This window comes from Hominisplanchenecus murintestinalis (genome assembly GCF_943193015.1).
Lineage (GTDB): Bacteria > Bacillota > Clostridia > Lachnospirales > Lachnospiraceae > Hominisplanchenecus_A > Hominisplanchenecus_A murintestinalis.
Window position 1 is genome coordinate 49439 of sequence record NZ_CALPCM010000010.1, and the last position, 25656, is coordinate 75094.

Sequence of the window (25656 nt, forward strand, 5' to 3'; positions counted from 1 at the left end):
GCAGTGGATTCTTCACTGATACCTGTTCTACTCTTCGATGATGTATGGAGACAGGGAAGAAATGATTTCATCCACATTGTCTTCTACATGGATATTTAAGTCGATAGGCTTAGAAAGATCCAGACTGAAGATACCCATGATAGATTTTGCGTCAATCACGTATCTCCCGGATACTAAATCAAAATCATAATCAAATTTCGTAATATCATTTACAAATGACTTTACTTTATCAATGGAATTCAAAGAAATTTTTACTGTTTTCATTTGGAAAAACCTCCCTTATTATTTTATACTCTCATCTTAACTATGAGAGGCAGAAAAGTCAAGTCGAAAAAGAGACAAACTTAAAAATGCTAATTGGGCAAAAGTAATAAAGTCAGAAAGGGACTGGAAAAAGTCAATAGTAAGATTGGATGAAAGCCGACAGAAAGGACAGGAACTGATATGAAAAAGAAAGCCGCCCTGCATAATTTGGGATGTAAAGTGAATGCATATGAGACGGATGCTATGCGGCAGATGCTGGAACAGGCGGGGTATGAGATTGTCCCGTTTGCGCCGGGGGCGGATGTGTACGTGATAAATACCTGTACCGTGACGAACATTGCCGACAGGAAGTCACGGCAGATGCTGCACAAGGCAAAGAAAATGAATCCCCGGGCGATAGTGGTGGCGGCAGGCTGCTATGTCCAGGCGTCGGCCGACAGACAGGAGATAGATACGTCTATTGACATTGTTATTGGGAATAATAAGAAAAAAGACTTGGTAGAAATCCTGGCAGAATATGAGAGGAGCCATGCGGAAGAATTCATTATTGATGTGAACCATACCCAAGAATATGAAGAGCTTTCGATTAGCCATACCTCAGAGCATACCCGGGCATATATTAAAGTCCAGGACGGATGCAACCAGTTCTGCAGCTACTGCATCATCCCTTATGCCAGGGGGCGGGTCAGAAGCCGGAGCATGGAGGATGTCATTGAAGAAGTGTGCTCTCTGGCGGCGAACGGGTATCAGGAGGTGGTTCTCACAGGTATCCATTTAAGCTCGTATGGGATAGATTTGGATACGACGCTTGCTGAGCTTATTCTCGCTGTCCATGAGGTAGATGGTATACAGAGAATCCGGCTGGGCTCACTGGAACCGCGGATTGTGACGGAAGAATTTGCCCGGACGATTTCTGCGCTTCCGAAACTGTGCCCTCACTTTCATCTTTCTCTTCAGAGTGGGTGTGACGCTACCCTGAAACGGATGAACCGCAGGTATACGACAGAAGAGTATGAGGAAAAATGCAGGCTTTTGCGGAAGTATTTTGATAATCCGTCCCTGACGACGGATGTTATCGTGGGATTTCCGGGTGAGACGGAGGAAGAATTTGCCGAGACGAGGGCATTTCTGGAAAAAATACAGTTTTATGAAACGCATGTATTCAAATATTCCCGGAGGAAAGGGACGCGGGCAGCTGTGATGGAAGATCAGGTAAGCGATGGGAAAAAGGCGGAACGCAGCAATATCCTGCTGGAGCTTAACCGCAGAAACCGGGAAGCGTATGAAAATGCCCGCATGGGAAAACAGGATGAAGTATTGTTTGAAGAGTGCGTGACGCTGGACGGGGAAAGCTATTATACAGGGCATACGAGAGAGTATGTCCGCATGGCTGTTCCGGCGGAAGAAGGGCTTGCCAATAAAATCCTTCCGGTACGCGTGGGAAAAAGCAGGAAGCAGGGGCTGCTGACGGCGGAGATATCGAAAAGTTTTGATTGTATTTTTGCATGATTTATATTAGAATAAAGAGAAAGTATAGTTAAGGGCGTGATAAAATGGGCAATATAAGTAATACACAGTATTTTAAAGTAAATTCGGAAACAGAAATAAGCGTGAAGGAAATCCTGGACACGGTTTATAATGCGATGACGGAAAAAGGGTATAATCCGGTGAATCAGATTGTAGGGTATATTATGTCGGGAGACCCTACCTATATCACCAGCCATAAAAATGCCAGGAGCATGATTATGAAGGTGGAACGGGACGAGCTGGTAGAGGAGCTGTTGAAAGAGTACATTAAGAATAGGGCCTGGCAATAGGTATGGGCAAACGGGTAATGGGACTTGATTTCGGCTCAAAGACAGTAGGCGTGGCTGTCAGCGACGGGCTGGGACTAACTGCACAGGGAGTAGAAATCATCAGGAGGACGTCAGAGAATAAGCTTCGGCAGACGTTGGCAAGGATAGAAGCTTTGGTTCGTGAATATGAAGCCGGGACGATTGTGCTGGGCTTTCCCAAAAATATGAATAACACAGTGGGGGACAGGGCTGAGAAATCCCTGGCATTTAAAGAAATGCTGGAGAGAAGGACGGGTCTGCCTGTTGTGATGTGGGACGAGCGGCTGACAACGGTAGAAGCAAACAGGACACTTATGGAGGGAAAGGTGCGCCGTGAGGACAGGAAGCAGTATGTAGATAAACTGGCGGCAGTCTTTATTCTTCAGGGATATTTGGATTGCGAAGGTATGAAGTCTGGAAATACACATCCGGATATAACGGGCTGACGCGCAAATGCGCCGGAGAGAGGAAAATATGGAAAAAATCAGGTTTAGTTTTGGAGAAACCGGAGAGACAGCGGAATTTTTTGTTCTGGAACAGACAAGAATTAACGGAATGAACTATATTTTGGTGACGGATTCTGAGGAAGATGATGCAGAGGCATTGATTTTGAAAGATTTGTCCCAGGATGGTGATAAAGAAGCGTTGTACGAAATCGTGGAAGATGACAATGAGCTGGAGGCAGTGTCGAAAGTTTTTGCAGAAATGTTAGAGGATATTGAATTGGTATAAACAGAAAGACGCTGCTGCGGACGGAGTCAACAATAACAAAGATGCGAAAGATAAGCAGAGGAGGTCTGCTTTTATGTTGAATAAGAATAAAAATCAAGGAGGTAGGATTGTTTGAAGAACGTGAAACATGAAAAATTGAAAATTATTCCCCTGGGAGGGCTGGAGCAGATTGGCATGAACATTACTGCTTTTGAATATGAAAACAGTATTGTTGTGGTAGACTGCGGCCTGTCTTTTCCGGAGGATGATATGCTGGGGATTGATTTGGTGATTCCTGACATTACTTACCTGAAGAACAACGTGGAAAAGGTGAAAGGGTTTGTCATTACCCACGGGCATGAGGATCATATTGGCGCGCTGCCTTATATTCTGAAAGAACTGGCGGCGCCTATCTATACTACGAAGCTTACGATGGGATTGATTGAGAATAAGCTGAAAGAGCATAATCTGATGAAGGCGTGTAAACGCAAGGTGGTAAGGCATGGGCAGTCTATCAATCTGGGCGCATTCCGTATCGAGTTTATCAAAACAAACCACAGCATCCAGGACGCGTCGGCTTTGGCTATTCATTCCCCGGCGGGAACGGTTATTCACACCGGAGACTTTAAGGTGGACTATACGCCGGTATTCGGAGACGCTATTGATCTGCAGCGCTTTGCCGAGATTGGGAAGAAAGGCGTACTGGCATTGATGAGTGACAGTACAAATGCAGAACGTCCGGGATTTACCATGTCAGAGCGGACAGTAGGAAAAACATTTGACAATATTTTTTCCGAGCACAGGAACACAAGGATTATTATTGCCACATTTGCTTCAAATGTGGACAGGGTGCAGCAGATTATTAACTCTGCCTATAAATTTGGACGGAAAGTTGTCGTAGAGGGCAGGAGCATGGTGACGGTAATCACCACGGCGTCAGAGCTGGGATATCTGGACATTCCGGAAAATACCCTGATTGATATTGAACAAATGAAAAATTATACAGATGACCAGATGGTGCTGATTACGACAGGAAGCCAGGGAGAGTCTATGGCGGCGTTGTCCAGGATGGCGGCGGATATGCACCGGAAAGTATCGATTAAACCGGGAGACACGATTATTTTCAGCTCAAACCCGATTCCGGGAAATGAAAAGGCGGTGTCAAAGGTCATCAATGAGCTGTCGGCAAAAGGGGCGGATGTCATTTTCCAGGATGCCCATGTATCGGGACATGCCTGCCAGGAGGAACTGAAGCTGATTTACTCTCTGGTGCATCCAAAGTATGCGATTCCGGTTCACGGGGAATACCGCCATTTGAAAGCAAATGCAGGGCTCGCCATGAGCCTGGGTATTCCGAAAGAAAATACGTTTATTCTTCGCTCAGGCGATGTGCTGGAGCTGGATGAGGAACAGGCAAAAGTGGTAGACCATGTGCATACAGGCGCAATCCTGGTGGACGGACTGGGCGTAGGCGACGTGGGAAATATCGTGCTGCGTGACCGTCAGCATCTGGCGGAAGACGGTATCCTGATTGTTGTGATGACGCTGGAACGTTACAGCAACCAGCTTCTGGCGGGACCGGATATCGTTTCCAGGGGATTTGTGTATGTGAGAGAATCCGAAGTATTGATGGACGAGGCGCGTCATGTGGTAGAGAGCGCTCTGGACGGATGTATGGACAAGCATATCACGGACTGGGGAAAGCTTAAGAATGCAACAAAGGATGCGCTGAGTGAATTTCTGTGGAAAAAAACAAAGCGCAGCCCGATGATCCTTCCAATTATTATGGAAGTATAAGGAGACAGTGTAAAAAGGGGTTGGAGAGGCATGACGAATGTAACCAGATGTACGCAGGAGCTGACAGAGGCAATCTGTAACTGTGAGGCTTATGCGGAGTATGAAAAGGCCAAGGAAAAGATGCGGGAGAACCCGGAACTGCTGGCACGCCTGAATGCCTACCGGCGGGAGAAGTATGAGATTCAGAATGCAGAAAATGGAGTGGACGCATATGATGAACTGGAACGCTTTGCAAAGGAGCATGAAGAGTTCCGCAGGAATCCGCTGGTAGAGGAATATCTCAGTACCGAACTGGAGATGTGCCGGATGATTCAGCGCATTAACCAGGCGGTGACAGGCGTGGTGCAGCTTGAAATAGAAGAATTTGCCGACGTGATTGAATGAGCGCTGACAGGAGGCGGAAGCACTTATGAACCAGAGAAGGAAATCGGTTACAGCCATATTTGCCATATTGAAAATCCTGGCGCTGATCGTAGTGATTGCAGTGCTGGTTTCGGTGGGACGAAGAGCCTATGACTTCGGATACCGGGTATTTGCGGAGGAAGCAGTTTCTGCGCCGCCCGGAAAGAAAGTAGCGGTAACGATTGAGGATGGTATTTCTGTGTCTGAGTTGTCAGAGCTGCTAAAATCAAAGCGTTTGATTAAAGATGAGAACGTGTTCTGGATGCAGTACCATCTTTCTCAGTACAGGGGGAAGATGAAAGGCGGGAACTATATCCTTACGACTGCCATGACTGCGGAGGAAATGCTTGCGGAGATGTCCGGGGCAAATGAAACAGAGACAGGCGCGGCGGAATAGCCGGAGAGGAATTACATGATTGTAAATGAACGGATGATTGCCTATATCAATTCACTGGATATGGGCAATACGCCTTTATTGGATAAAATTGAACAGGAGGCGCTGAATGCTTTTGTGCCGATTGTGCGGAGGGAGATGCAGAGTTTCCTGAAGGTGCTTCTGGCGGTGCGCCGGCCCATACGGATTTTGGAGGTGGGGACGGCTGTGGGGTTTTCTGCGCTGCTGTTCTGTGAATATGCGCCGGAAGGAGCGCAGATTACTACAATTGAAAAATACGAGAAGAGGATTCCCGTTGCGCGTGAGAATTTCCGGCGAGGAGGAAAGGAAGCGCAGATAACGCTTTTGGAGGGGGATGCCGCTGAAATCCTGAGCAGCCTGACGGAAACATATGATTTTATTTTCATGGATGCGGCAAAAGGACAGTATATCCATTTTCTGCCGGATGTGATGCGGCTTCTGGAAGTGGGCGGCGTACTGGTTTCGGATAATGTGCTGCAGGATGGGGATATTATCGAATCCCATTACGTTGTAGAGCGCAGGAACCGGACGATTTACAAGCGGATGCGGGAATACTTATATGAACTGAAACATGACGAACGGCTGATTACATCTATCGTTCCCATCGGGGATGGGGCGACGGTCAGCGTGCGTATAAAGTAAGGGCGGCGGCGCTGCCCTGTTTTTGATAAGAGGAGAAAGAAAGTATGGGAAGGACACCTGAATTGCTGATACCTGCCAGCAGCCTGGAAGTATTAAAGACGGCTGTGATTTTTGGCGCGGATGCGGTATACATCGGAGGCGAAGCATTTGGACTGCGGGCGAAGGCCAAGAATTTTTCCATGAAGGATATGGGGGAAGGCATTGCGTTTGCCCATGCGCATGGGGCGAAAGTTTATGTAACGGCCAATATCCTGGCGCATAACCGGGATTTAGCAGGGGTAGAAGAGTATTTTAAGGAGCTGAAAGAGCTGCATCCGGATGCGCTGATTATCGCAGATCCGGGAGTGTTTCAGATTGCAGGGCGGGTCTGCCCGGAGATTGAGCGCCATATCAGTACCCAGGCGAATAATACGAACTATGGGACATATCTGTTCTGGCACGAGCTTAGGGCAAAACGAGTAGTGTCTGCAAGAGAGCTTAGCCTGGAAGAAATAAAGGAAATCCGGGAGCATATCCCGGAGGATATGGAAATTGAGACTTTCATACATGGAGCTATGTGTATTTCCTACTCAGGGCGCTGCCTGCTAAGTAATTATTTTACGGGACGGGACGCAAACCAGGGGGCATGTACCCATCCCTGTCGATGGAAATATGCGGTGGTGGAGGAGACACGCCCAGGTGAATATATGCCTGTTTATGAAAATGAGAGAGGGACTTACATTTTTAATTCCAAAGATTTATGTATGATTGAACATATTCCGGAACTTTTGGAAGCCGGGATTGACAGCCTGAAAATTGAGGGGCGCATGAAAACGGCTCTGTATGTGGCGACAGTGGCCAGGACATACCGCAAAGCAATTGATGATTACCAAAAAGATCCGGAGCTTTACCGAAAGAACATGCCCTGGTATCTGGAGCAGATATCGAACTGCACATACCGCCAGTTTACGAAAGGTTTTTTCTTTGGAAAGCCAGATGAAAATTCACAGATTTATGATAACAATACGTATGTGAAAGAATATACCTATCTGGGAATTGTAGGGGAGAAGAATGCAGAGGGGCTTTACCGGATAGAACAGAGAAATAAATTTTCAGTAGGTGAAACCATTGAAGTTATGAAGCCAAACGGGGAAAATCTGTCTGTGACGGTGCGGCGCATCGTGAATGAGGACGGGGTGGAACAGGAGAGTGCGCCGCATCCGAAGCAGGTACTTTACCTGGATTTGGGAGTGGAGATGGAGAAGTATGATATTTTGCGGCGGCAGGAGCCGGAGCAGCCGAAAGCTGCGCTGTCCTGAAGCCTGTGAGGTGCCGGTTTAGGGCACCTCTATTTTTTTACGCAGCAGAAGCAGCGCTATGACATTTGGGAATACCATGATTCCGTTAATCAAATCGGTTATTCCCCAAACCAGACCCAAGGGGATGACTGCGCCCAGATAGGCCATGATGATGTAGCAGAAGTGATATGCGGAAATCCATTTTTCACCGAAAAGGTATTCCGTGCCTTTTTCGCCGAAATAGCACCAGCCAATCAGGGTGGTGAGGGCGAAAGCTACCAGCGAGAGGGAGAGAAGCTCTTCTCCGCAGAAGGGCAGCAGGGAGAAGGCAGCCATGGTAAGTCCTCCGGCGCTGTAGCCCTGGATAGAAGCAGGGTTTTGAAGAATATTTGCTACTACTACAATGCCGGTGAGTGCGCACATCACAACGGTGTCCCAGAATACTGCCGTCATGGAAATCAGTCCCTGGCGGCGCGGAGATGCAGTGCTGGCGGCGGCAGCAATGGATGCGGTGCCGATGCCTGCCTCATTGGTGAAGAGTCCTCTGGCGATACCAAAGCGCAGCGTACTCTGCAGCGTGCTCCCTACAAAGCCCCCGAAAGCAGCCCCCGGATGAAAAGCACGTTCAAGAATCAGAGAAATGGCGGCTGGGACGGAGCTGCGGGTAATCCACAGCAGCACAAGGCAGCATCCAATATAGAAAAAGCCCAGGAAGGGTACGATGCGAACACAGAAATTCCCGATAGACTTAATGCCGCCGACAATTACGAAACCAGTGAATACGGCGGCGAGTATTCCTGTAATATGTGGAGAAATGTTCCAACATGCACCGATGGCGTCAGAAATAGCGCTGGCCTGCGTGGTGCAGCCTACGCCCAGGGCGGCGAGAAGAGTGCAGGAGGCATACAGGATGGCAAGGGACTTTTTATGCAGTCCGTGTTCCAGTATGTACATGGGGCCTCCCAAAGAAGTGCCGTCAGGCTTCCTGCGCCGGAAGAGGCAGCTCAGAAAGCATTCAGCGTAAGAAGTGGCCATTCCCAGGATTCCCGTAATCCAGCACCAGAACAGAGCGCCGGGACCGCCTAAAGCAATCGCGGTGGACACGCCTACGATATTGCCTGTCCCCAGTGTGGCGGCAAGAGTGGTTGCAAGGGCGGCAAAGCCGCTGAGGTTTTTTTCGTCTTTCGGAGATTCTTCGTCTGCGGTTACAGATAGACGGATAGCTTTAAAAGTAAGTTTTTGTGGAAATTTCAGACGTATTGTGAACAGCAGATGCACTGCGCCGAGCAGCAGCAGCACCGGGCCGCTCCAAAGGAAAGTATTCAAAGATTCCAGACCAGAGAACATGTTTGAACCTCATAGGTGTATTTTGTAATAAATATATGGAGGAAAATCTTCGGACATACATAAATTTTTTGGGAAAGGCACCAAATCTTTTTCCTTTTCATAAGATGTTAGGAAAGATGTGAAGAGGTGCTTTTTTGAAGACATTTCCCAAGCCGCTTACCGCAGAGGAAGAAAGGCTGTACCTGAAGAGATATGAGGAAGGGGACCAGGAGGCGCGGAAGGTTCTGATAGAACGAAATCTAAGGCTGGTGGCGCATGTGGCAAAGAAGTACCAGGGTTCGGATGAAGACTCGGACGATTTGATTTCGATAGGCACAATTGGGCTGATTAAGGCTGTGGCGACGTTTGACAATTCTAAAAACAACAGACTTGCCACTTACGCAGCGAGGTGTATTGACAACGAGCTGCTGATGATGCTCCGTATGCGGAAAAAGACCTCCCGGGAGGTCTCTCTTTATGAGCCGATTGGCATGGATAAAGAGGGAAACGAGATTAATCTGCTAGATATCATAGAAGGAGAAAATGTGGATGTACCGGAAATTATGGATTTAGAGGCAGATACCAGGCGGCTGTACCAGATTTTGCATAAGGTGCTCTCAGAAAGGGAACAGGAGGTGCTGAGGCTGCGGTACGGGCTGTTCGGCGAGGAGGAAAAAACCCAGAGGGAGATTGCGCAGAGGCTGAATATTTCCCGTTCTTATGTTTCCAGAATCGAAAAAACCGCGCTAAAAAAACTGAAAGAATTCTTTTAGAAAAGAGATTGAAGGTTGCGTTTTGCGGATGGGTCTGCTATGCTTTTTCCATGATTTATTTATTGGAGAACCCAGAGGGGGATATGCCAGGCTCCCTTGCCCGTAAGCTGCTTGCTTACGGTTTGTATCAGGAATATGGGATAACCGGAGAGATTACCCTGGCGGCAGCCCCGCTGGGAAAACCGTATCTTCCGGAATATCCGTATATTCACTTTAATTACAGCCATTGCCGCCGGGGAATCCTCTGCGGCATTCATCATGAGGAAATCGGGGTGGATATCGAAAGAATCATTCCGTATAAAGAAAATTTAGCCGCGCGTATCAGCCATCCCAACGAACTGCGTATGCTTTTGGAAACCCCGGAAAAAGACCGTTGCCTAACTGCTCTTTGGACAGCGAAAGAAAGCTATTTGAAATATATGGGGACAGGCTTGCGCATTGATCTGAGAAAATTGGACTTATCTTCCGGACTCAGGGACGGCGTGTCTGTGGATGGCGTATGGCTTCATAGTTGTTTTGGGAAGGGATATGGGATGTGCGTCTGCAGTGGGGAACGGCAAGTGAGGATTCAGAGAGTCAGGCAGGAGGAACTCAGCGGCAAGTGTAGCGGAATAAGGGAAATATAGTTTAATTTGGATGCTAAAATGTTGCGGAAATATTAAGAAAATTTAGAGATAATTTTGGGAATGGTGTGCTAAAATATTTGTGTATTATAGATATAGAAATTTTAGAAAAATACAGGAGAAGAGGTATGAGAACAGGAAAGAGGACAAGAAGGCGGGCAAGGAGAAGAAAACAGATAGCAGGGGCATGTATTGTGATTCTGCTTATACTGCTTATTTTAGGCTTGGCAGGAATTTTATTGTGGAGGAATATAAAGATATCCCAGCGGAAATCAGATTCCGGCAAAGATGCAGTGACGGAACAGGAAATGACGCAGGAAAATAAGACAGAGACAATAACTGAAACACAGACCGAGGCTGTAACAGAGCCGCCTGTATCGCTGGGAATCAGCGCAGAAGATTTATATAGCGCGAATGCTTTTCTGGTTCGTACAAAAACGGGAGAAACGCTGCTGGATAAGGGCAGTGCAGAGCAAATCTATCCGGCTTCCATGACAAAAGTTATGACTGCGGTGGTTATTTTGGAAAATATTTCGGATTTACAGGCAGAAGTAAGGCTGTCGGAAGAAATGTTTGACGAGTTGTATCGGCAGGAAGCTTCTCTGGCAGGATTTCTGCCGGGAGAAACTGTGACGGCACGGGATTTACTGTATGGCGTGATGCTGCCCTCCGGAGCCGAGTGTTGTACGGGGCTGGCAGATTACATCGCCGGTTCGGAAGAGGGATTCGCGGATTTGATGAACCGGAAAGCTGCGGAACTTGGCATGGAAAATACGCATTTTGTCAATGCCAGCGGGCTGCATGATCCAGGGCATTATACCACGGCGGCAGACATGGCAAAACTGATGGAATATGCACTGCGGAACGATACCTTTAAAGAGATAGCATCATCCGCGTGGCACAGCACAGAACCTACGGACATGCATCCAGACGGCATTACAGTTTACAATACACTGTTTGGGAGTATGACAGAGGAAATACGTGACAGCGGCATTATTACAGGAGGAAAGACAGGATATACGGGGGAAGCAGGACTTTGCCTTGCGAGCTTTGCTGAAATAAATGGAGAAACCTTTATACTGGTAACAGCAGGGGCAGACGGAAATCATGAGACAGAGCAGTTCCATGTTTTGGACGCGTATGCAGTGTATCGTGCTCTTGAATTCTAGAATTACAAACAATATATTGTAAATTTGAACAATATGATATATAATGGACGTGCCGGACATGTTTTGCAAATTGCGGTTTGTCGGGCAGGTCATCGCTTACGCCGGAAGTGTTTATAAAGTGGTTGACAAGAAGGCAAAAGTGTAATATGATGAATAAAAGTTCGAGAACATTAGTTCGCAAAGAAAGAAAAGGAGAAGATGCACATGGCTCAGGAAGATAAATTAAAGGCGCTGGAAGCTGCCATCAGTAAGATAGAAAAAGATTTTGGAAAAGGCGCGGTCATGAAACTGGGTGATTCTAAGGCAAATATGAACGTGGAAACTATACCTACAGGCTGCTTGAGCCTGGACATCGCCCTGGGACTGGGAGGAATTCCAAAGGGAAGGATTATTGAGGTTTACGGACCAGAGTCCAGCGGAAAGACTACCGTGGCGTTACATATGGTTGCGCAGGTGCAGAAGCAGGGCGGCATCGCAGGTTTTATTGATGCAGAGCATGCGCTGGATCCGGTGTATGCGGGAAATATAGGCGTGGACATTGAGAATTTGTATATTTCCCAGCCAGATAACGGCGAACAGGCACTGGAGATTACAGAAACAATGGTACGTTCCGGGGCGGTGGATATCATTATCGTTGACTCGGTAGCGGCGCTTGTGCCGAAAGCGGAGATTGATGGGGATATGGGAGATTCCCATGTGGGGCTCCAGGCACGTTTGATGTCGCAAGCTCTCAGGAAGCTGACGGGAGTAACCAGTAAATACAATTGTACGATTATTTTTATCAATCAGCTGCGTGAAAAAGTTGGCGTAATGTTCGGCAGCCCGGAAACGACAACAGGTGGGCGGGCGCTGAAGTTTTATTCTTCTATCCGTTTGGATGTCCGCAGGATTGAGTCTCTGAAACAGGGGGGCGATGTAATCGGAAACAGAACCCGAATCAAAGTGGTGAAAAATAAAATTGCGCCGCCGTTTAAGGAAGCAGAGTTTGATATCATGTTTGGTCAGGGGATTTCACGGGAAGGGGATATCCTCGATTTGGCAGCGAATGAAGGCGTTATTGTAAAGAGCGGTGCATGGTATGCATATAATGATGCCAAAATCGGACAGGGACGAGAGAATGCGAAGAAATACCTGCGCGAGCATCCGGAGGTCATGGAAGAGGCTGAACGGAAAGTACGTGAGAATCTGGGCTTGATTGAGAAGCCGGAAAATGAAGCGGCAGATGAAGGAAAAGCAACGGATGTGGAAAAAATGACAGGAAAGGCGGGGAGGAAAGCAGGGAAAGAAACGCTAGAGGGTGAAAATTCGTGACGGTTACGAAAATAGAGGCTTTCGGGAAAAACAGGTATAGAATTTATATAGATGAACGGCGGGCTTTTGTACTGTATAAAGGCGAACTTTCCAGGTATAAAATAAGAGAAGGAGAGGTGCTTGGCGAGGAAAGCTATAGGGAGATTGTAGACTCTGTGCTTGTAAAAAGGGCAAAGCTTCGCTGTATGAATCTCTTGAAATCTATGGACAGGACAGAATGGCAGCTTCGGCAGAAGCTGGAGCAGGGGGAATACCCGCAAGATATCATAGACACGGCAGTCGCATATGTAAAGAGTTATGGTTATGTGGATGACATCTCCTATGCCAGCCGTTATATCGACAGCAGGCAGCAGTCAAGAAGCAGAAGGCAGATTATCTGTGAGCTTCAGCAGAAAGGGATTGAAAAGGATGTGATTCTTGCGGCGTATGAAGAAAAAGCCCCGGTGGATGAATGTGCATTGATTTATCGGCTGCTGGAGAAGAAGCATATGGAGCCGCGGGCAGCCACTCCTAAAGAAAAACAGAAAATGTATATGTTTCTTATGAGGAAAGGATTTTCTTCCAGTGAAGTGTCAAAAGTACTCAGGGGAGGAGAATATGACTTTTGCTAAATGGAGATAGCAAGGCAGATAAAATTTAATAGATAATAAGACAGAAACCCGGCAAAGCTTGAAAAGGCGATGCGGGTTTTTGCAAGTTACTATGAAAAATAGCGGGGGCAAAGTGAAAAAAGAACAATTACTTGACAATGTGCACAAAACACGGTAAAATTAATACGTTGTTTTGTACAATGAAAAATAAATAAGGAGGTGCTCCTGTGCCGAGTGCAGTAATAACAATTATTGCTGTTGTAATCACGCTGATTATAGCTGTTGCTATTACATGGCCTGTAGCTACCGCATACCATAAAAAGGTTGTTGAAGCAAAAATTGGAAGTGCGGAAGAAAAGGCCAGAAAAATAATAGATGATGCGCTCAAGGCTGCAGAGACAAAGAAGCGGGAAGCCCTGCTCGAAGTTAAGGAGGAGTCTTTAAAGACAAAGAATGAACTTGACAGGGAAACGAGAGAAAGGCGTGCCGAGCTTCAGCGTTACGAAAAGCGCGTTTTATCTAAAGAAGAAGCAATAGATAAAAAAGCGGATGCAATTGAGAAAAGAGAGTCAGGGTTAGCAGCAAAAGAAGAAGAAATAAGAAAGAAAAGTGAAGAAGTAGAAGGGCTAAATGAAAAGCGAGTGCAGGAACTGGAGAGAATCTCAGGTCTAACCTCCGAACAAGCAAAAGATTATCTTTTAAAAACTGTTGAAGATGAAGTAAAAAGTGATACTGCGCGGCTTTATAAAGAGCTTGAGAGCAGAGCGAAAGAAGATGCCGCGAAAAAGGCGAAAGAATATGTGGTTACAGCGATACAGAAATGTGCGGCTGACCATGTGGCAGAAACGACGATTTCTGTCGTTCAGCTTCCCAACGATGAAATGAAGGGAAGGATTATTGGTAGAGAGGGAAGAAACATAAGAACCCTGGAGACCATGACGGGCGTAGATTTGATTATTGATGACACCCCCGAAGCAGTTATTTTATCGGGCTTTGACCCCATTCGGCGGGAAGTGGCAAGAATTGCCCTTGAAAAACTGATTGTGGATGGGCGAATCCATCCGGCGAGAATCGAAGAGATGGTGGAAAAGGCACAAAGAGAAGTCGAAGCGATGATTCGCGAAGAAGGTGAGGCGGCTGCTCTGGAAGTTGGCGTACATGGCATACATCCTGAGTTAGTGCGTTTGCTTGGAAGAATGAAATTCCGAACCAGTTATGGACAGAATGCATTAAAGCACTCAATTGAAGTTTCGCAGCTGGCAGGCCTGCTGGCAGGAGAAGTCGGGGCGGACGTCAGGTTGGCGAAACGTGCGGGTTTGCTGCATGATATAGGGAAGTCTATTGACCACGAGATGGAAGGATCCCATATCCAGATTGGTGCTGATTTATGTAAGAAATACAAAGAGTCTGCGGTTGTGATTAATGCGGTTGAGTCGCATCACGGAGATGTAGAAGCGGAGTCTCTGATTGCATGTCTTGTACAGGCGGCAGATACGATTTCGGCAGCACGTCCGGGCGCAAGGCGTGAGACATTGGAAACATATACAAATCGATTAAAACAGTTAGAAGATATTGCAAACACTTTTAAAGGTGTGGACAAATCCTTTGCTATTCAGGCGGGTAGAGAGATTCGGGTCATGGTAGTTCCTGAGCAGGTCAGCGATTCTGATATGGTATTGATGGCGAGAGATATTTCCAAGCAGATTGAGGCTGAATTGGAATATCCGGGACAGATTAAGGTCAGCGTGATTCGTGAGTCCAGGATTGTTGATTATGCGAAATAACGAATTAGACATTTAGCTTAATAAAAGTTCTGCAGATGAAAGTCTGCAGGGCTTTTTTTGCATTCCGCTGCATAAGCTGTAGTAAGAGCATGGCTTGGAGGTGGAAAGTGAAAAAATGGGGAATGGATGCCGGGTTTCTGAGAAGTGCGGCGGTTCTTCTTATATTGGGAATGACGGTGGGGGCGATGGTGGTAAATGCTATGGCAGACTCGTCGGCAGGCAGGGCAGGGATTTTGAGTGATTATTTTCTAAGGCAGTATAAATACTTGGAAATTGATATGTCCGGCTTGTTTTTGTACATACTCGGGAAACGGATGAAGTGGGTGTTCCTGCTTTGGATTGCAGGATTTACGGTGATAGGAATCCCGTGTGCGGCAGTTTATGTGACGTGGATGGGGTTTGCGGCAGGGGTTCTTTTCGGAATTGCGGTTTTGAAACTTGGAGCGCAGGGAATTCTGTTCAGTGCGGCGGCGCTTTTGCCCCAGTGCCTTCTGTATGTTCCGGCGTGGATGTTCTTTCTAAACGGTATCTATGTGTGGAATTCAGGGAGGGGTGGAGAGAGGCTTTTGGGGTCTGGAAATGGGACAGCCAGGTATTTTCTTCTGGCAGCGCTGACTTGTCTGCTGATGGCGCTTGGTATCTTGGCAGAGAGCAGCCTGAATCCGTGGCTTATGAAACAAGTTCTTCGTATCTTGTGATATTTCGGGCGGCAGAGGAGAATATTACCGCAAAAATTGATTGATTTTGCCGAAAAAGCTGATATACTTTTGTAGTATATAGAGTTTTGATGGGAGCGGGAGAGTATGGAAAGCACGATACCGAATTTTATCACGTATTTAGAGGAAGTAAAGAATGCCTCTGCCAGCACAGTTATGTCTTATCAACGGGACTTAAAGAAGATGTTTACATTTTTGCATTCGAAAGGGATTGAACGGTTGACGGATGTCACGTCTACCAGTTTGAATTCCTATGTACTTTTCCTGGAAAGGGAAGGCTTTTCAAGCGCTACGGTATCAAGGAACGTTGCTTCTATGAAATCTTATTTTCGCTATGTCTTTATCTGCCATGAGATGGAGGAAGACCCGGCGGAAATTATCAGGGCGCCGCATATTGAGAAAAAAGCGCCGGAAATCTTGACACAGCAGGAGGTTTTTGACCTTCTGGAATCACCTGTATGTGAAACGCCGAAAGGATGCAGAGACAAGGCGATGCTGGAGCTTTTGTATGCTACCGGAATGCGGGTATCAGAACTTTTGGCAGTTCAGATACAGGATTTGAATTTAGATATGAATTATATAATCTGCCGGGATAGCGGAAAGGAAAGAGCGATTCCCTTCGGAAGTGCGGCGAGAAAAGCGCTCTTGGAATACATAGGGGAAAGCAGGGAGAATCTGCTGAAAGGCGGCGAATGCAGTACGTTGTTTGTGAACTGTTCCGGCAGGCCGATGAGCCGGCAGGGATTTTGGAAACTGATAAAGCAGTATGCACGGAAAGCGCATATTGTGAAGGATATTACGCCCCATACACTGCGGCATTCCTTTGCGGTTCATTTGGTGCAGAATGGTGCGGAGCTGAAAGCAGTGCAGGAAATGCTGGGGCATTCAGATATTTCTACCACCCAAATGTACTTGAATATGGACGTAAACTGTATGCGGGAGTCCTATGTGAAAGCGCATCCCCGGAGATGAACGGAGATGCAGTGCAGCAATAACAGGGAACTAAAGTATGCTCCGGATCTGCTCAACCAGCGCTTTTGCCCGCTTATGGTCTTTCCCGCTGGCAGTGATGCCGACGACAACCTGGTCTTTCATGGCGATGCCGGGAAAATAAAAGTCACATTTTTGTTTATCGCTGCATACATTTACAAGAATACCCTGTTTGCGGCATGTGTCGTAAATGGCATTATTAATCTGGGCGTCGTTGGTGGCGGCAATCACCAAATCGGCGCTGTAAAAATCTTCCATCTCACATTTTCTTTTCAGAATTGTCAGAAGCCCCTCGGCTTCCAGGCTTTTCAATTCTTTATTCACTTCCGGGGCAATTACGGTCAAATGGTTGGTGAAGTTCAGGAGGGAACGGATGCGCCGTTTGGCAATGGTTCCCGCGCCTGCTACCACGACTTTTTTTTCAGTTAAATCTATAAACATTGGGAAATAAGGTTTTTTTGTATCTGGCATAAATATTCATACTCCTGTTCTATGTGAAGCTGTCGGCAGTTTTTGTATAACTGCGAATAATAACATGATAGCATAATCGCAAAAAAAGTCAAATCATGTTACAGTTGGTATTTTGAGAATTTTATGGTATGCTGAATAATAACGGAAAAATGAGGAGGAAATATTATGAGCTTTGAATTTATAGGAAAGCTGCCGACTCCGGCAGAAGTAAAGGAAATGTATCCGGTTACAGAGAGGGTTCGGAAAATAAAGGAAGAGAAGGACGCGATGATCCGAAAAGTATTTACCGGGGAATCCGAAAAGTTTCTGGTTATCATAGGCCCGTGCTCTGCGGATAATGAAGAAGCGGTGTGCGATTATATCGGGCGTCTCGCAAAAGTCCAGGATAAGGTGGGGGACAGGCTGATACTGATTCCACGTATTTATACAAATAAGCCGCGGACTACGGGGGAGGGGTATAAAGGAATGCTTCATCAGCCGGATCCGGAAAAGAAGCCGGACTTGCTTGCCGGGCTGATTGCTATCCGTAAGCTCCATATCCGTGCAATTGAGGAGTCGGGGCTGACAGCGGCGGATGAGATGCTTTATCCGGAAAATTGGAGATACTTTTCGGACATCCTGTCTTATGTGGCCATCGGTGCGCGCTCGGTAGAGGATCAGCAGCACCGTTTGACAGTTAGCGGTATGGATGTTCCGGCAGGAATGAAGAACCCGACCAGCGGCGATTTGACGGTTATGATGAATTCAGTGGTAGCGGCCCAGGGCGGGCATACGTTCATCTATCGGGGCTGGGAAGTGAAAACCACGGGAAATGAGCTGGCGCATACGATTTTGAGAGGTGCAGTGAATAAGCGCGGAAATACGATTCCCAATTATCACTATGAGGACTTGAATTTGTTGCTGAAAATGTATGATGAAAGGGATTTGAAATATCCCGCGGCTATTGTGGATGCGAATCATTCTAATTCGGGTAAACAGTATGCGGAACAGATTCGGATTGTGAAAGAGGTGCTTCACAGCAGAAATTTGAATCCTGGGATTAGGGAGCTGGTAAAGGGCGTGATGATTGAGAGCTATATTGAACCGGGATGCCAGAAAATCGGGCAGGGAAATCATGTGTACGGCAAATCAATTACCGATCCCTGCCTGGGCTGGGACGAGTCGGAAGAGCTGATTTATACGATTTATAAAAGGTGTGGGGAGGCATAGAAACAGAAGACAAAACAGAGTAGATGAACCGTTAGTGAGACAGGGGGGATTTGGATGGAAGTAAAAATGGTGCTGCTGGTAATTCTGGCCCTGGCGGCGTTTGCGGCATTTTGTGTGTACCAGAACCGGAAGCGCAGGGCGGAGATAATGGCAAAAATCAGGAGAACCTGGGGGGAGCGTCCGGTCAGGCAATATACAGGGGCAGAATTTGATGCTATCGGACGATATTTTGAGAAAAAAGGCAGGGAAGGCAGCTATATAGACGATATTACCTGGAACGACTTGGATATGGATACGATTTTTATGCTGCTGAATCATACATGGTCCTGCATTGGAGAGAGCTATCTTTATTTTCTGCTGCGCAGACTTTCCTTTTCAACAGAAGAGCTGGAAGAGCGGGAACGGATTGTACGGTATTTTGCAGAGCATGGCAGTGAACGGGAACAGATGGAATATTTTTTTGCAAAAATCGGAAAGACGGGAGCGCGTTCGATTTTTGATTATATTTATAATCTCGCGGACTATGAGGAGGACTCTAAGACGGTTCACTATCTGGGGATTGGAGCGTTCCTGTTCTCGCTGGCAGCGCTGGCTGCCGCACCGGCAGTTGGCATTATCATGCTGGTGGCTTCGGTGAGCTTTTGCTGGGCAACATATTCTGCAAGACGCAGAAAAATAGAGCCGTATGTAATGTCATGCAAGTGCCTGTTGGAAATGCTGCGGGCGGCGGACGAGCTTCAGAAGGTGAAGCTTCCGGCTATACAGGAATACCAGGAAAATATCGCGAAAGCACGAAAACGTTTTGATAAGTTTAAAAGAAATTCATTCTTTGTGCTGGCTGGCGCTTCCACGTCAGCGGGCGGAGGGATTGAAGAATCGCTTGCCTTGTATATTAATTTTACTTTTCATATTGATCTGATTCAGTTTGGCACGCTGGTACGGGAGCTGAAGGAAAATATGGATGCATTTGAGAGCCTGACAGAAAATATCGGGCGGCTGGAAAGCGCGGTTGCGATAGCTTCATTCCGGGAAATGATGGAAGAGTGGAGCGTGCCGGAGCTGGAGCGAACGTCATCGGTTTATCTGCGGACAGAAAATGTTTACCATCCGATGATAGATGAGCCGGTGAAAAATTCCATTTCTGTAGAACGGGGCGTGCTGCTTACCGGCTCTAATGCTTCAGGAAAATCTACATTCCTGAAAACAATTGCGATTAATGCGCTGTTGGCGCAGACGATACACACGGTGCTGGCGGATTCCTGGAAGAGTAATTTCTGCCAGATTTATTCTTCCATGGCACTGCGTGACGATTTAATGAGCCAGGAGAGCTATTATATTGTAGAGATTAAGTCTTTAAAGAGGATTTTAGACCATATGGAGGATGAAATGCCTCTGCTGTGTTTCGTGGATGAGGTGCTTCGGGGAACGAATACGGTAGAGCGTATTGCAGCATCCGCTCAGATTTTAAGGGGCATGGATAGGGAGAATGTGATGTGTTTTGCGGCGACTCACGATATAGAGCTGACATATATGCTGGAAAAACAATATGAAAATTTCCATTTTCAGGAAGAAGTAAAGGAAAATGATATTTTGTTTAATTACTGTCTTTATGAAGGGAGAGCAACGTCACGGAATGCAATCCGCCTGCTGAGTATTATAGGTTATGACACTGAGATTATCGAGGCAGCCGAAGCTTCAGCGGAGAGGTTTATGGAGTCCGGGGAGTGGGTATGAGGTTAGGAACTATGGAAAGAGCAGTTATACGCTTATGAAAAGCGGCGACCGTTCTTATTGGAATCTTTCCGAATATGCAAAACGCACCAAATTGGACAACAAAAAATGGCGTTTCGCCTCAGGAAGCGTTTCTTTCTGATATGAAAGAGATGATTGAGAGTTATCAGAACCTGGAGTCTCGCCCAGTGGTGTATGTAGGGCTGTCTCCGCGTTTGACAGTAGAATAAAAGCGGATGGATATATCCTGCAAATGAAGTCTGAGGGGAAATACCGGAAGATTGCGGTAAAAAAGAAGCCGCCGGGAGAGGGCGCATAGAGAGAGGAGCATTTATGCAGGTACAGATATATACAGACGGTTCTGCACGGGGAAACCCGGATGGCCCGGGAGGGTATGGAACTGTGTTACATTATACAGATGCAAAGGGGGAGCTTCATGTGCGCGAGTACAGCCAGGGTTATGTAAGGACGACAAATAACCGGATGGAGCTGATGGCTGCTATCGTGGGGCTGGAGGCATTGAACAGGCCGTGTGAGGTGGAGTTGTATTCAGATTCGCAGTACCTGGTGAATGCGTTTAACCAGCGCTGGATAGAAAACTGGCAGAAAAAGAACTGGAAGCGTGGGAAAAATGAGCCGGTAAAAAATGTAGACCTTTGGAAGAGGCTGCTGGCGGCGAAAGCGCCTCACAATGTGAAGTTTATATGGGTTAGGGGGCATAATGGGCATCCGCAGAATGAGAGGTGCGACGCATTGGCTACCGCAGCGGCTGACGGGACAGGGCTTATCGTGGACGAAGGCTGCTAGATAAGGATGGAATATATCCCGGCCTTCTGAAGAAAGCCATATGCCGAAATTTGTACCGCGCACTTGAAATAGAAAATTTCGTGTGCTATATTTAATCTCAGTACGTAAGGAGATAATGAGATGAAAATTTATGAAGAACTGGTAGCGCGTGGGTTGATTGCCCAGGTGACAAATGAACAGGAAATCCGTGAAATGGTAAATAATGGCAAGGCGACATTTTATATCGGCTTTGACCCAACGGCAGACAGCCTGCACGTAGGGCATTTTATGGCGCTGTGTCTGATGAAACGTCTGCAGATGGCGGGAAACAGGCCGATTGCGCTGATTGGCGGCGGAACGGGGATGATTGGCGACCCATCGGGAAGGTCAGATATGCGCCAGATGATGACGACAGAAACCATTCAGCATAACTGCGACTGTTTTAAGGAGCAGATGAGCAAATTTATTGATTTTGGCGAAGGCAAGGCGCTGATGGTGAACAATGCAGAATGGCTGACAGGATTGAATTATATTGAGTTCATCCGGGAGGTTGGACCGCATTTTTCCGTAAACAATATGCTGCGGGCCGAGTGCTATAAGCAAAGGATGGAAAAAGGGTTAAGTTTCCTTGAGTTTAACTATATGATTATGCAGAGCTATGATTTCTACGAGTTGTATCAGCGGTATGGCTGCAATATGCAGTTCGGAGGAGACGATCAGTGGAGTAATATGCTGGGCGGTACAGAGCTCATCCGCAGGAAACTGGGGAAGGATGCGCATGCCATGACGATTACCCTGCTTTTGAATTCTGAAGGCAAGAAGATGGGCAAGACCCAGTCAGGGGCTGTATGGCTTGATCCGGACAAGACGTCTCCCTATGAGTTTTACCAGTACTGGAGGAATGTGGCGGATGCCGATGTGCTGAAATGTATCCGTATGCTGACGTTCCTGCCGTTGGAGGAAATCGACGCTATGGACGGCTGGGAAGGAAGCGAGCTGAATAAGGCGAAGGAAATCCTGGCTTATGAGCTGACGAAGCTGGTACATGGCGAGGAGGAAGCGAAGAAAGCTGACGAGGCGGCAAAGGCTATTTTCATCGGAGGCGGAAAGAGCCAGAATATGCCTACTACCACTTATGCAAAAGAAGAGCTGGATGCAGGTAAAGATTTAATTACGCTGCTGGTGGATACGGGGCTGGCGAAGAACCGTTCCGAGGCGAGAAGGCTGATTCAGCAGGGCGGCGTTAGTGTGAATGACGAAAAAGTTACAGATTTTTCCAGAGTATTTACCAGTGCGGACTTTGACGAGGACGCCGCACTTGTGATAAAGAAAGGCAAAAAAGGATATCATCAGGTGAAAGCTGAGTAGGAGGGAAAGATATGGCATTTTTAGCAGAATTTATCATTACAGCGGTTAAGATGCTTCTCTTAATCGTAACGGCAGTGGTTGGAATCAAGCTGGGAAAGGTTTTCCGTGACAGGAAGGATGCCAAGACGGCAGCAGAGGAAACAGCTGCTTTAGATCTTCAGAAATAATAGTGCACAGGAGGAGTTATCGTGAAAAAATACGGTGTAAATGAATTGCGCAGAATGTTCCTGGAATTTTTCGAAAGCAAGGGACATCTTGCGATGAAGAGTTTTTCTCTTGTACCGCATAACGACAAGAGTTTGCTGCTGATTAATTCAGGCATGGCGCCTTTAAAGCCATATTTTACCGGGGCGGAGATTCCGCCGCGCAGGAGAGTGACTACCTGTCAGAAATGTATCCGTACAGGCGATATTGAAAATGTAGGAAAGACAGCGCGCCACGGCACATTTTTCGAGATGCTGGGGAACTTCTCCTTTGGGGATTATTTTAAGACAGAGGCGATTAGCTGGACATGGGAATTCCTGACGGAAGTGGTTGGACTGGATGCGGACAGACTGTACCCATCCATTTATGAAGAAGACGAGGAAGCGTTTGAGATTTGGAATAAAAAAATAGGGATTGCGCCGGAGCGTATTTTCCGATTTGGTAAGGGTGATAACTTCTGGGAGCATGGTTCGGGGCCCTGCGGACCGTGTTCGGAAGTTTATTATGACAGAGGGGAAAAATACGGATGCGGCAGCCCGGATTGTACAGTAGGCTGTGAATGCGACCGCTATATGGAGGTTTGGAATAACGTATTTACCCAGTTTGATAATGATGGGAACGGAAATTATACCGAACTTGAGCAAAAGAATATTGATACCGGAATGGGTCTGGAGCGTCTGGCAGTCGTTGTGCAGGATGTGGATTCCATCTTTGATGTGGACACGATAGAGGCTCTGCGGAATAAGGTGTGTGAGTATGCGCATGTTACTTATAAAGAAAATGAAGAAAAAGACGTGTCTATCCGCCTGATTACAGACCATATCCGCTCGGCGACTTTCATGATTTCGGATGGAATCATGCCGACGAATGAGGGAAGGGGGTATGTGCTGCGCCGTTTGATCCGCCGCGCCGCACGTCACGGAAGGCTTCTGGGCATCCAGGGCGGCTTCCTTTCAGGGCTGAGTGAGACGGTTATCGCGGGTTCGAAAGACGGATATCCGGAGCTGGAGGAGAAGAAAGAGTTTATCCTGAAGGTATTGGCTCAGGAAGAAGAGAAGTTTAATAAGACCATCGACCAGGGACTGAGCATCCTGGCAGGGATGGAAGCAGATATGGAAAAGGCGGGCAAAAAAGAACTGGACGGAAAGGATGCATTTATTCTGTATGATACGTATGGCTTCCCGCTGGATTTAACAAAAGAAATTTTGGAAGAGAAGGGATACTCCATTGATGAAAGCGGTTTCAAGGCAGCGATGGAGGAACAGAGAAAGAAAGCAAGAAGCGCCCGTGCGACGACAAACTATATGGGCAAGGACGCTACGGTTTACGATGAAATCGATGTTTCTGTTACCACGGAATTTGTGGGGTATGACAGGCTGAGCCATGAATCAAAGATTACTGTCCTTACGACAGAAAAGGAGATTACCGAGGCGCTCTCAGACGGCGATAAAGGGACAGTGCTGGTGGAGCAGACCCCGTTTTATGCAACGATGGGCGGCCAGGAAGGCGATACCGGAGTGATCCGTACAACAGAAGGAGAGTTCCGGGTAGAGAGTACTATAAAGCTCATGGGCGGTAAGGTCGGCCATGTCGGATATATGACAAAAGGAATGCTTAAGGCAGGTGATACTGCAGTTCTGGAAGTGAATGCGGCAGGCAGAAATGCTACCTGTAAGAATCACAGTGCAACCCATCTTCTCCAGAAAGCGTTAAAGACAGTGTTGGGTTCCCATGTAGAGCAGAAAGGTTCTCTCGTAACACCGAACAGGCTCAGATTTGACTTCGCGCACTTTGCGCCGATGACACAGGAAGAAATCGCGAAGGCAGAGGAACTGGTAAACCGGGAAATTCAGGCGTCCCTGCCGGTAGTGACGGAGATTATGAACGTAGAGGATGCAAAGAAGAGCGGTGCAATGGCTCTGTTTGGCGAGAAATATGAGGATGAAGTACGTGTGGTTTCTATGGGGGATTTCTCCAGGGAGCTTTGCGGCGGTACGCATGTGGCAAATACGGGGACGATTACTGTATTTAAGATTGTTTCCGAATCCGGCATCGCGGCTGGTGTACGCCGTATTGAGGCTCTGACAGGGGACGGAGTGTTTGTATACTATAAAGAAGCGGAGCAGAAGCTGGCACAGGCAGCGGCCCTTTTGAAAACAACCCCGAACGAGCTGGCAGATAAGATTTCCCATCTGCAGGCAGAGCTGAAAGCAGCCCAGAGCGAAAATGAGTCTTTAAAGAGCAAACTGGCGCAGGACGCGCTGGGAGATGTGATGAACCAGGTGCAGGAAGTGAAAGGCGTGAAGCTGCTGGCGGCAAGCCTGGAGGATGTGGACATGAACGGGCTGCGCGACCTGGGCGACCAGCTAAAAGAAAAACTGGGCGAAGGCGTCGTCGTGCTGGCATCAGCGAAAGGCGGCAAAGTGAGCCTGCTTGCTATGGCGACAGACGCAGCGCAGAAAGCCGGGGCACATGCCGGAAATCTGATTAAAGGCATGGCGGCAATTGTCGGAGGCGGCGGAGGCGGCCGTCCGAACATGGCGCAGGCCGGAGGAAAGAACCCGGAGAAGATTGGGGAGGCTTTGGAAGCCGCAGCCGAGATTTTGATGGGGCAGATAAAATAAAACAGAAATTGATGCTTTGCGCTACGAGTAAAATTTTGTCAGAACAAAATAAATAATCCTTGACGTATATGGAAATTATGGTATAATGAATATCAGTGCAATAAAAATACCCGTACAGTTGTATTATGCACAATCTACAACTGGAGGGAGGTTAGGTGTGAGGCTATGTCAAACGTAATCGTTAAAGAGAACGAGACTTTGGACAGCGCTTTGCGTCGTTTCAAAAGAAACTGCGCGAAGGCTGGTATTCAGCAGGAGATTCGTAAGAGAGAACATTACGAAAAACCAAGCGTGAGACGTAAAAAGAAATCCGAAGCTGCTCGTAAGCGTAAGTATAACTAATGTGCAGATGAAACTCTCCGACATTGAGTCGGGGAGTTTTCTATATGGGTAAGAATGGATGGTCTGGAAAGAAAAAATGATGCTGAACTGGTTTGAGAAAAGTAATCGCCAAATATACTACGGTATCCTGATAACCGTCAGCTTCCACATATTTGTTGTGGCCTTTCAGTAGTTCTTGATGAAAATAATTGTACATCTGTTGTAAATAACTCAGCAAAAGAAGAAAGAGGATGGTATCTGATATACATATCTTTTTTCTTTGCACTTTATACCGTTATAAGCAGCTTAAATTTTCT

28 protein-coding genes are annotated in these 25656 nt (G+C 47.1%); 25 read left to right on the plus strand and 3 right to left on the minus strand.

Going from position 1 to position 25656, the window contains the following annotated elements:
* Positions 1-27: 27 nt before the first annotated feature.
* On the minus strand, positions 28-264 hold the full coding sequence (locus NFR99_RS05790; protein WP_120484376.1) for an HPr family phosphocarrier protein: 237 nt from the start codon (positions 262-264) through the stop codon (positions 28-30).
* 180 nt (positions 265-444) lie between these two features.
* On the opposite strand from NFR99_RS05790, the gene mtaB reads away from it, so the two are divergent.
* The 9 genes from mtaB (at position 445) to NFR99_RS05835 (ending at position 7364) form a co-directional block, all read left to right on the plus strand.
* On the plus strand, positions 445-1773 hold the full coding sequence (mtaB, locus tag NFR99_RS05795) for a tRNA (N(6)-L-threonylcarbamoyladenosine(37)-C(2))-methylthiotransferase MtaB (RefSeq protein ID WP_251353185.1): 1329 nt from the start codon (positions 445-447) through the stop codon (positions 1771-1773).
* A gap of 44 nt (positions 1774-1817) precedes the next feature.
* On the plus strand, positions 1818-2081 hold the full coding sequence (locus NFR99_RS05800) for an IreB family regulatory phosphoprotein (RefSeq protein ID WP_120484374.1): 264 nt from the start codon (positions 1818-1820) through the stop codon (positions 2079-2081).
* A gap of 2 nt (positions 2082-2083) precedes the next feature.
* Entirely contained in the window at positions 2084-2545 is a 462-nt protein-coding gene (gene ruvX, locus NFR99_RS05805) for a Holliday junction resolvase RuvX (RefSeq protein WP_251353186.1), read from the plus strand.
* Between the two features lie 28 nt (positions 2546-2573).
* Entirely contained in the window at positions 2574-2831 is a 258-nt protein-coding gene (locus NFR99_RS05810; protein ID WP_120484372.1) for a DUF1292 domain-containing protein, read from the plus strand.
* 111 nt (positions 2832-2942) lie between these two features.
* Positions 2943-4607: a ribonuclease J gene (locus NFR99_RS05815; protein ID WP_251353187.1), complete on the plus strand. Its 1665-nt coding sequence runs from the start codon at positions 2943-2945 to the stop codon at positions 4605-4607.
* A gap of 30 nt (positions 4608-4637) precedes the next feature.
* Positions 4638-4991 carry a YlbF/YmcA family competence regulator gene (locus NFR99_RS05820; protein WP_120484370.1) on the plus strand — a complete coding sequence of 118 codons (354 nt, stop codon included), beginning with the start codon at positions 4638-4640 and terminating at the stop codon, positions 4989-4991.
* A gap of 25 nt (positions 4992-5016) precedes the next feature.
* Entirely contained in the window at positions 5017-5406 is a 390-nt protein-coding gene (locus tag NFR99_RS05825; RefSeq protein WP_120484369.1) for an endolytic transglycosylase MltG, read from the plus strand.
* A 15-nt stretch (positions 5407-5421) separates the two neighbouring features.
* Positions 5422-6066 carry an O-methyltransferase gene (locus NFR99_RS05830; protein ID WP_120484368.1) on the plus strand — a complete coding sequence of 215 codons (645 nt, stop codon included), beginning with the start codon at positions 5422-5424 and terminating at the stop codon, positions 6064-6066.
* Between the two features lie 44 nt (positions 6067-6110).
* Positions 6111-7364 (plus strand): peptidase U32 family protein, encoded by a 1254-nt coding sequence (locus NFR99_RS05835; RefSeq protein WP_251353188.1) that lies wholly within the window; start codon positions 6111-6113, stop codon positions 7362-7364.
* A gap of 18 nt (positions 7365-7382) precedes the next feature.
* On the opposite strand, the gene NFR99_RS05840 is transcribed toward NFR99_RS05835, so the two are convergent.
* On the minus strand, positions 7383-8690 hold the full coding sequence (locus tag NFR99_RS05840; protein ID WP_120484366.1) for an alanine/glycine:cation symporter family protein: 1308 nt from the start codon (positions 8688-8690) through the stop codon (positions 7383-7385).
* Positions 8691-8824: 134 nt separating this feature from the next.
* Here NFR99_RS05840 and sigK point away from each other — a divergent pair, with 134 nt between their 5' ends.
* The 8 genes from sigK (at position 8825) to NFR99_RS05880 (ending at position 16607) form a co-directional block, all read left to right on the plus strand.
* Positions 8825-9442: an RNA polymerase sporulation sigma factor SigK gene (sigK, locus tag NFR99_RS05845; RefSeq protein WP_135975965.1), complete on the plus strand. Its 618-nt coding sequence runs from the start codon at positions 8825-8827 to the stop codon at positions 9440-9442.
* Between the two features lie 8 nt (positions 9443-9450).
* Positions 9451-10068, plus strand: coding sequence for a 4'-phosphopantetheinyl transferase family protein (locus tag NFR99_RS05850; protein WP_135975966.1), 618 nt, complete (start codon positions 9451-9453; stop codon positions 10066-10068).
* A gap of 125 nt (positions 10069-10193) precedes the next feature.
* On the plus strand, positions 10194-11234 hold the full coding sequence (locus tag NFR99_RS05855) for a D-alanyl-D-alanine carboxypeptidase family protein (protein WP_251353189.1): 1041 nt from the start codon (positions 10194-10196) through the stop codon (positions 11232-11234).
* A 204-nt stretch (positions 11235-11438) separates the two neighbouring features.
* Positions 11439-12545 carry a recombinase RecA gene (gene recA, locus NFR99_RS05860; protein ID WP_120483564.1) on the plus strand — a complete coding sequence of 369 codons (1107 nt, stop codon included), beginning with the start codon at positions 11439-11441 and terminating at the stop codon, positions 12543-12545.
* Complete coding sequence (locus tag NFR99_RS05865) at positions 12542-13156, plus strand: regulatory protein RecX (protein ID WP_251353190.1); 615 nt, start codon at positions 12542-12544, stop codon at positions 13154-13156. The genes recA and NFR99_RS05865 overlap by 4 nt, the downstream gene beginning before the upstream one ends.
* A 242-nt stretch (positions 13157-13398) precedes the next feature.
* Positions 13399-14919, plus strand: coding sequence for a ribonuclease Y (gene rny, locus NFR99_RS05870; protein WP_416388081.1), 1521 nt, complete (start codon positions 13399-13401; stop codon positions 14917-14919).
* A gap of 107 nt (positions 14920-15026) precedes the next feature.
* Positions 15027-15617: a stage II sporulation protein M gene (locus NFR99_RS05875; protein WP_158604843.1), complete on the plus strand. Its 591-nt coding sequence runs from the start codon at positions 15027-15029 to the stop codon at positions 15615-15617.
* 105 nt (positions 15618-15722) lie between these two features.
* Positions 15723-16607 (plus strand): site-specific tyrosine recombinase, encoded by an 885-nt coding sequence (locus NFR99_RS05880; RefSeq protein ID WP_120483557.1) that lies wholly within the window; start codon positions 15723-15725, stop codon positions 16605-16607.
* Between the two features lie 30 nt (positions 16608-16637).
* On the opposite strand, the gene NFR99_RS05885 is transcribed toward NFR99_RS05880, so the two are convergent.
* Positions 16638-17096: a precorrin-2 dehydrogenase/sirohydrochlorin ferrochelatase family protein gene (locus NFR99_RS05885; protein ID WP_243126607.1), complete on the minus strand. Its 459-nt coding sequence runs from the start codon at positions 17094-17096 to the stop codon at positions 16638-16640.
* Positions 17097-17261: 165 nt separating this feature from the next.
* Here NFR99_RS05885 and NFR99_RS05890 point away from each other — a divergent pair, with 165 nt between their 5' ends.
* From NFR99_RS05890 to rpsU, 8 genes are all read left to right on the plus strand, one after another.
* Complete coding sequence (locus tag NFR99_RS05890) at positions 17262-18305, plus strand: 3-deoxy-7-phosphoheptulonate synthase (RefSeq protein WP_120483555.1); 1044 nt, start codon at positions 17262-17264, stop codon at positions 18303-18305.
* Positions 18306-18359: 54 nt separating this feature from the next.
* Positions 18360-20039: a MutS-related protein gene (locus tag NFR99_RS05895; RefSeq protein WP_120483553.1), complete on the plus strand. Its 1680-nt coding sequence runs from the start codon at positions 18360-18362 to the stop codon at positions 20037-20039.
* A 74-nt stretch (positions 20040-20113) separates the two neighbouring features.
* A complete protein-coding gene (locus NFR99_RS05900) occupies positions 20114-20266 on the plus strand; it encodes a hypothetical protein (RefSeq protein ID WP_251353191.1) in 153 nt (50 codons plus the stop codon).
* Positions 20267-20369: 103 nt separating this feature from the next.
* On the plus strand, positions 20370-20843 hold the full coding sequence (gene rnhA / locus NFR99_RS05905) for a ribonuclease HI (protein WP_120483551.1): 474 nt from the start codon (positions 20370-20372) through the stop codon (positions 20841-20843).
* A gap of 120 nt (positions 20844-20963) precedes the next feature.
* Positions 20964-22190, plus strand: a complete 1227-nt coding sequence (gene tyrS, locus NFR99_RS05910; RefSeq protein ID WP_135976506.1) for a tyrosine--tRNA ligase — start codon at positions 20964-20966, stop codon at positions 22188-22190.
* A gap of 11 nt (positions 22191-22201) precedes the next feature.
* On the plus strand, positions 22202-22357 hold the full coding sequence (locus NFR99_RS05915; RefSeq protein ID WP_168354819.1) for a hypothetical protein: 156 nt from the start codon (positions 22202-22204) through the stop codon (positions 22355-22357).
* Positions 22358-22378: 21 nt separating this feature from the next.
* Positions 22379-25018: an alanine--tRNA ligase gene (gene alaS / locus NFR99_RS05920; protein ID WP_120483547.1), complete on the plus strand. Its 2640-nt coding sequence runs from the start codon at positions 22379-22381 to the stop codon at positions 25016-25018.
* Between the two features lie 165 nt (positions 25019-25183).
* Positions 25184-25360: a 30S ribosomal protein S21 gene (gene rpsU, locus NFR99_RS05925; RefSeq protein WP_004054229.1), complete on the plus strand. Its 177-nt coding sequence runs from the start codon at positions 25184-25186 to the stop codon at positions 25358-25360.
* Positions 25361-25656 lie beyond the last annotated feature (296 nt).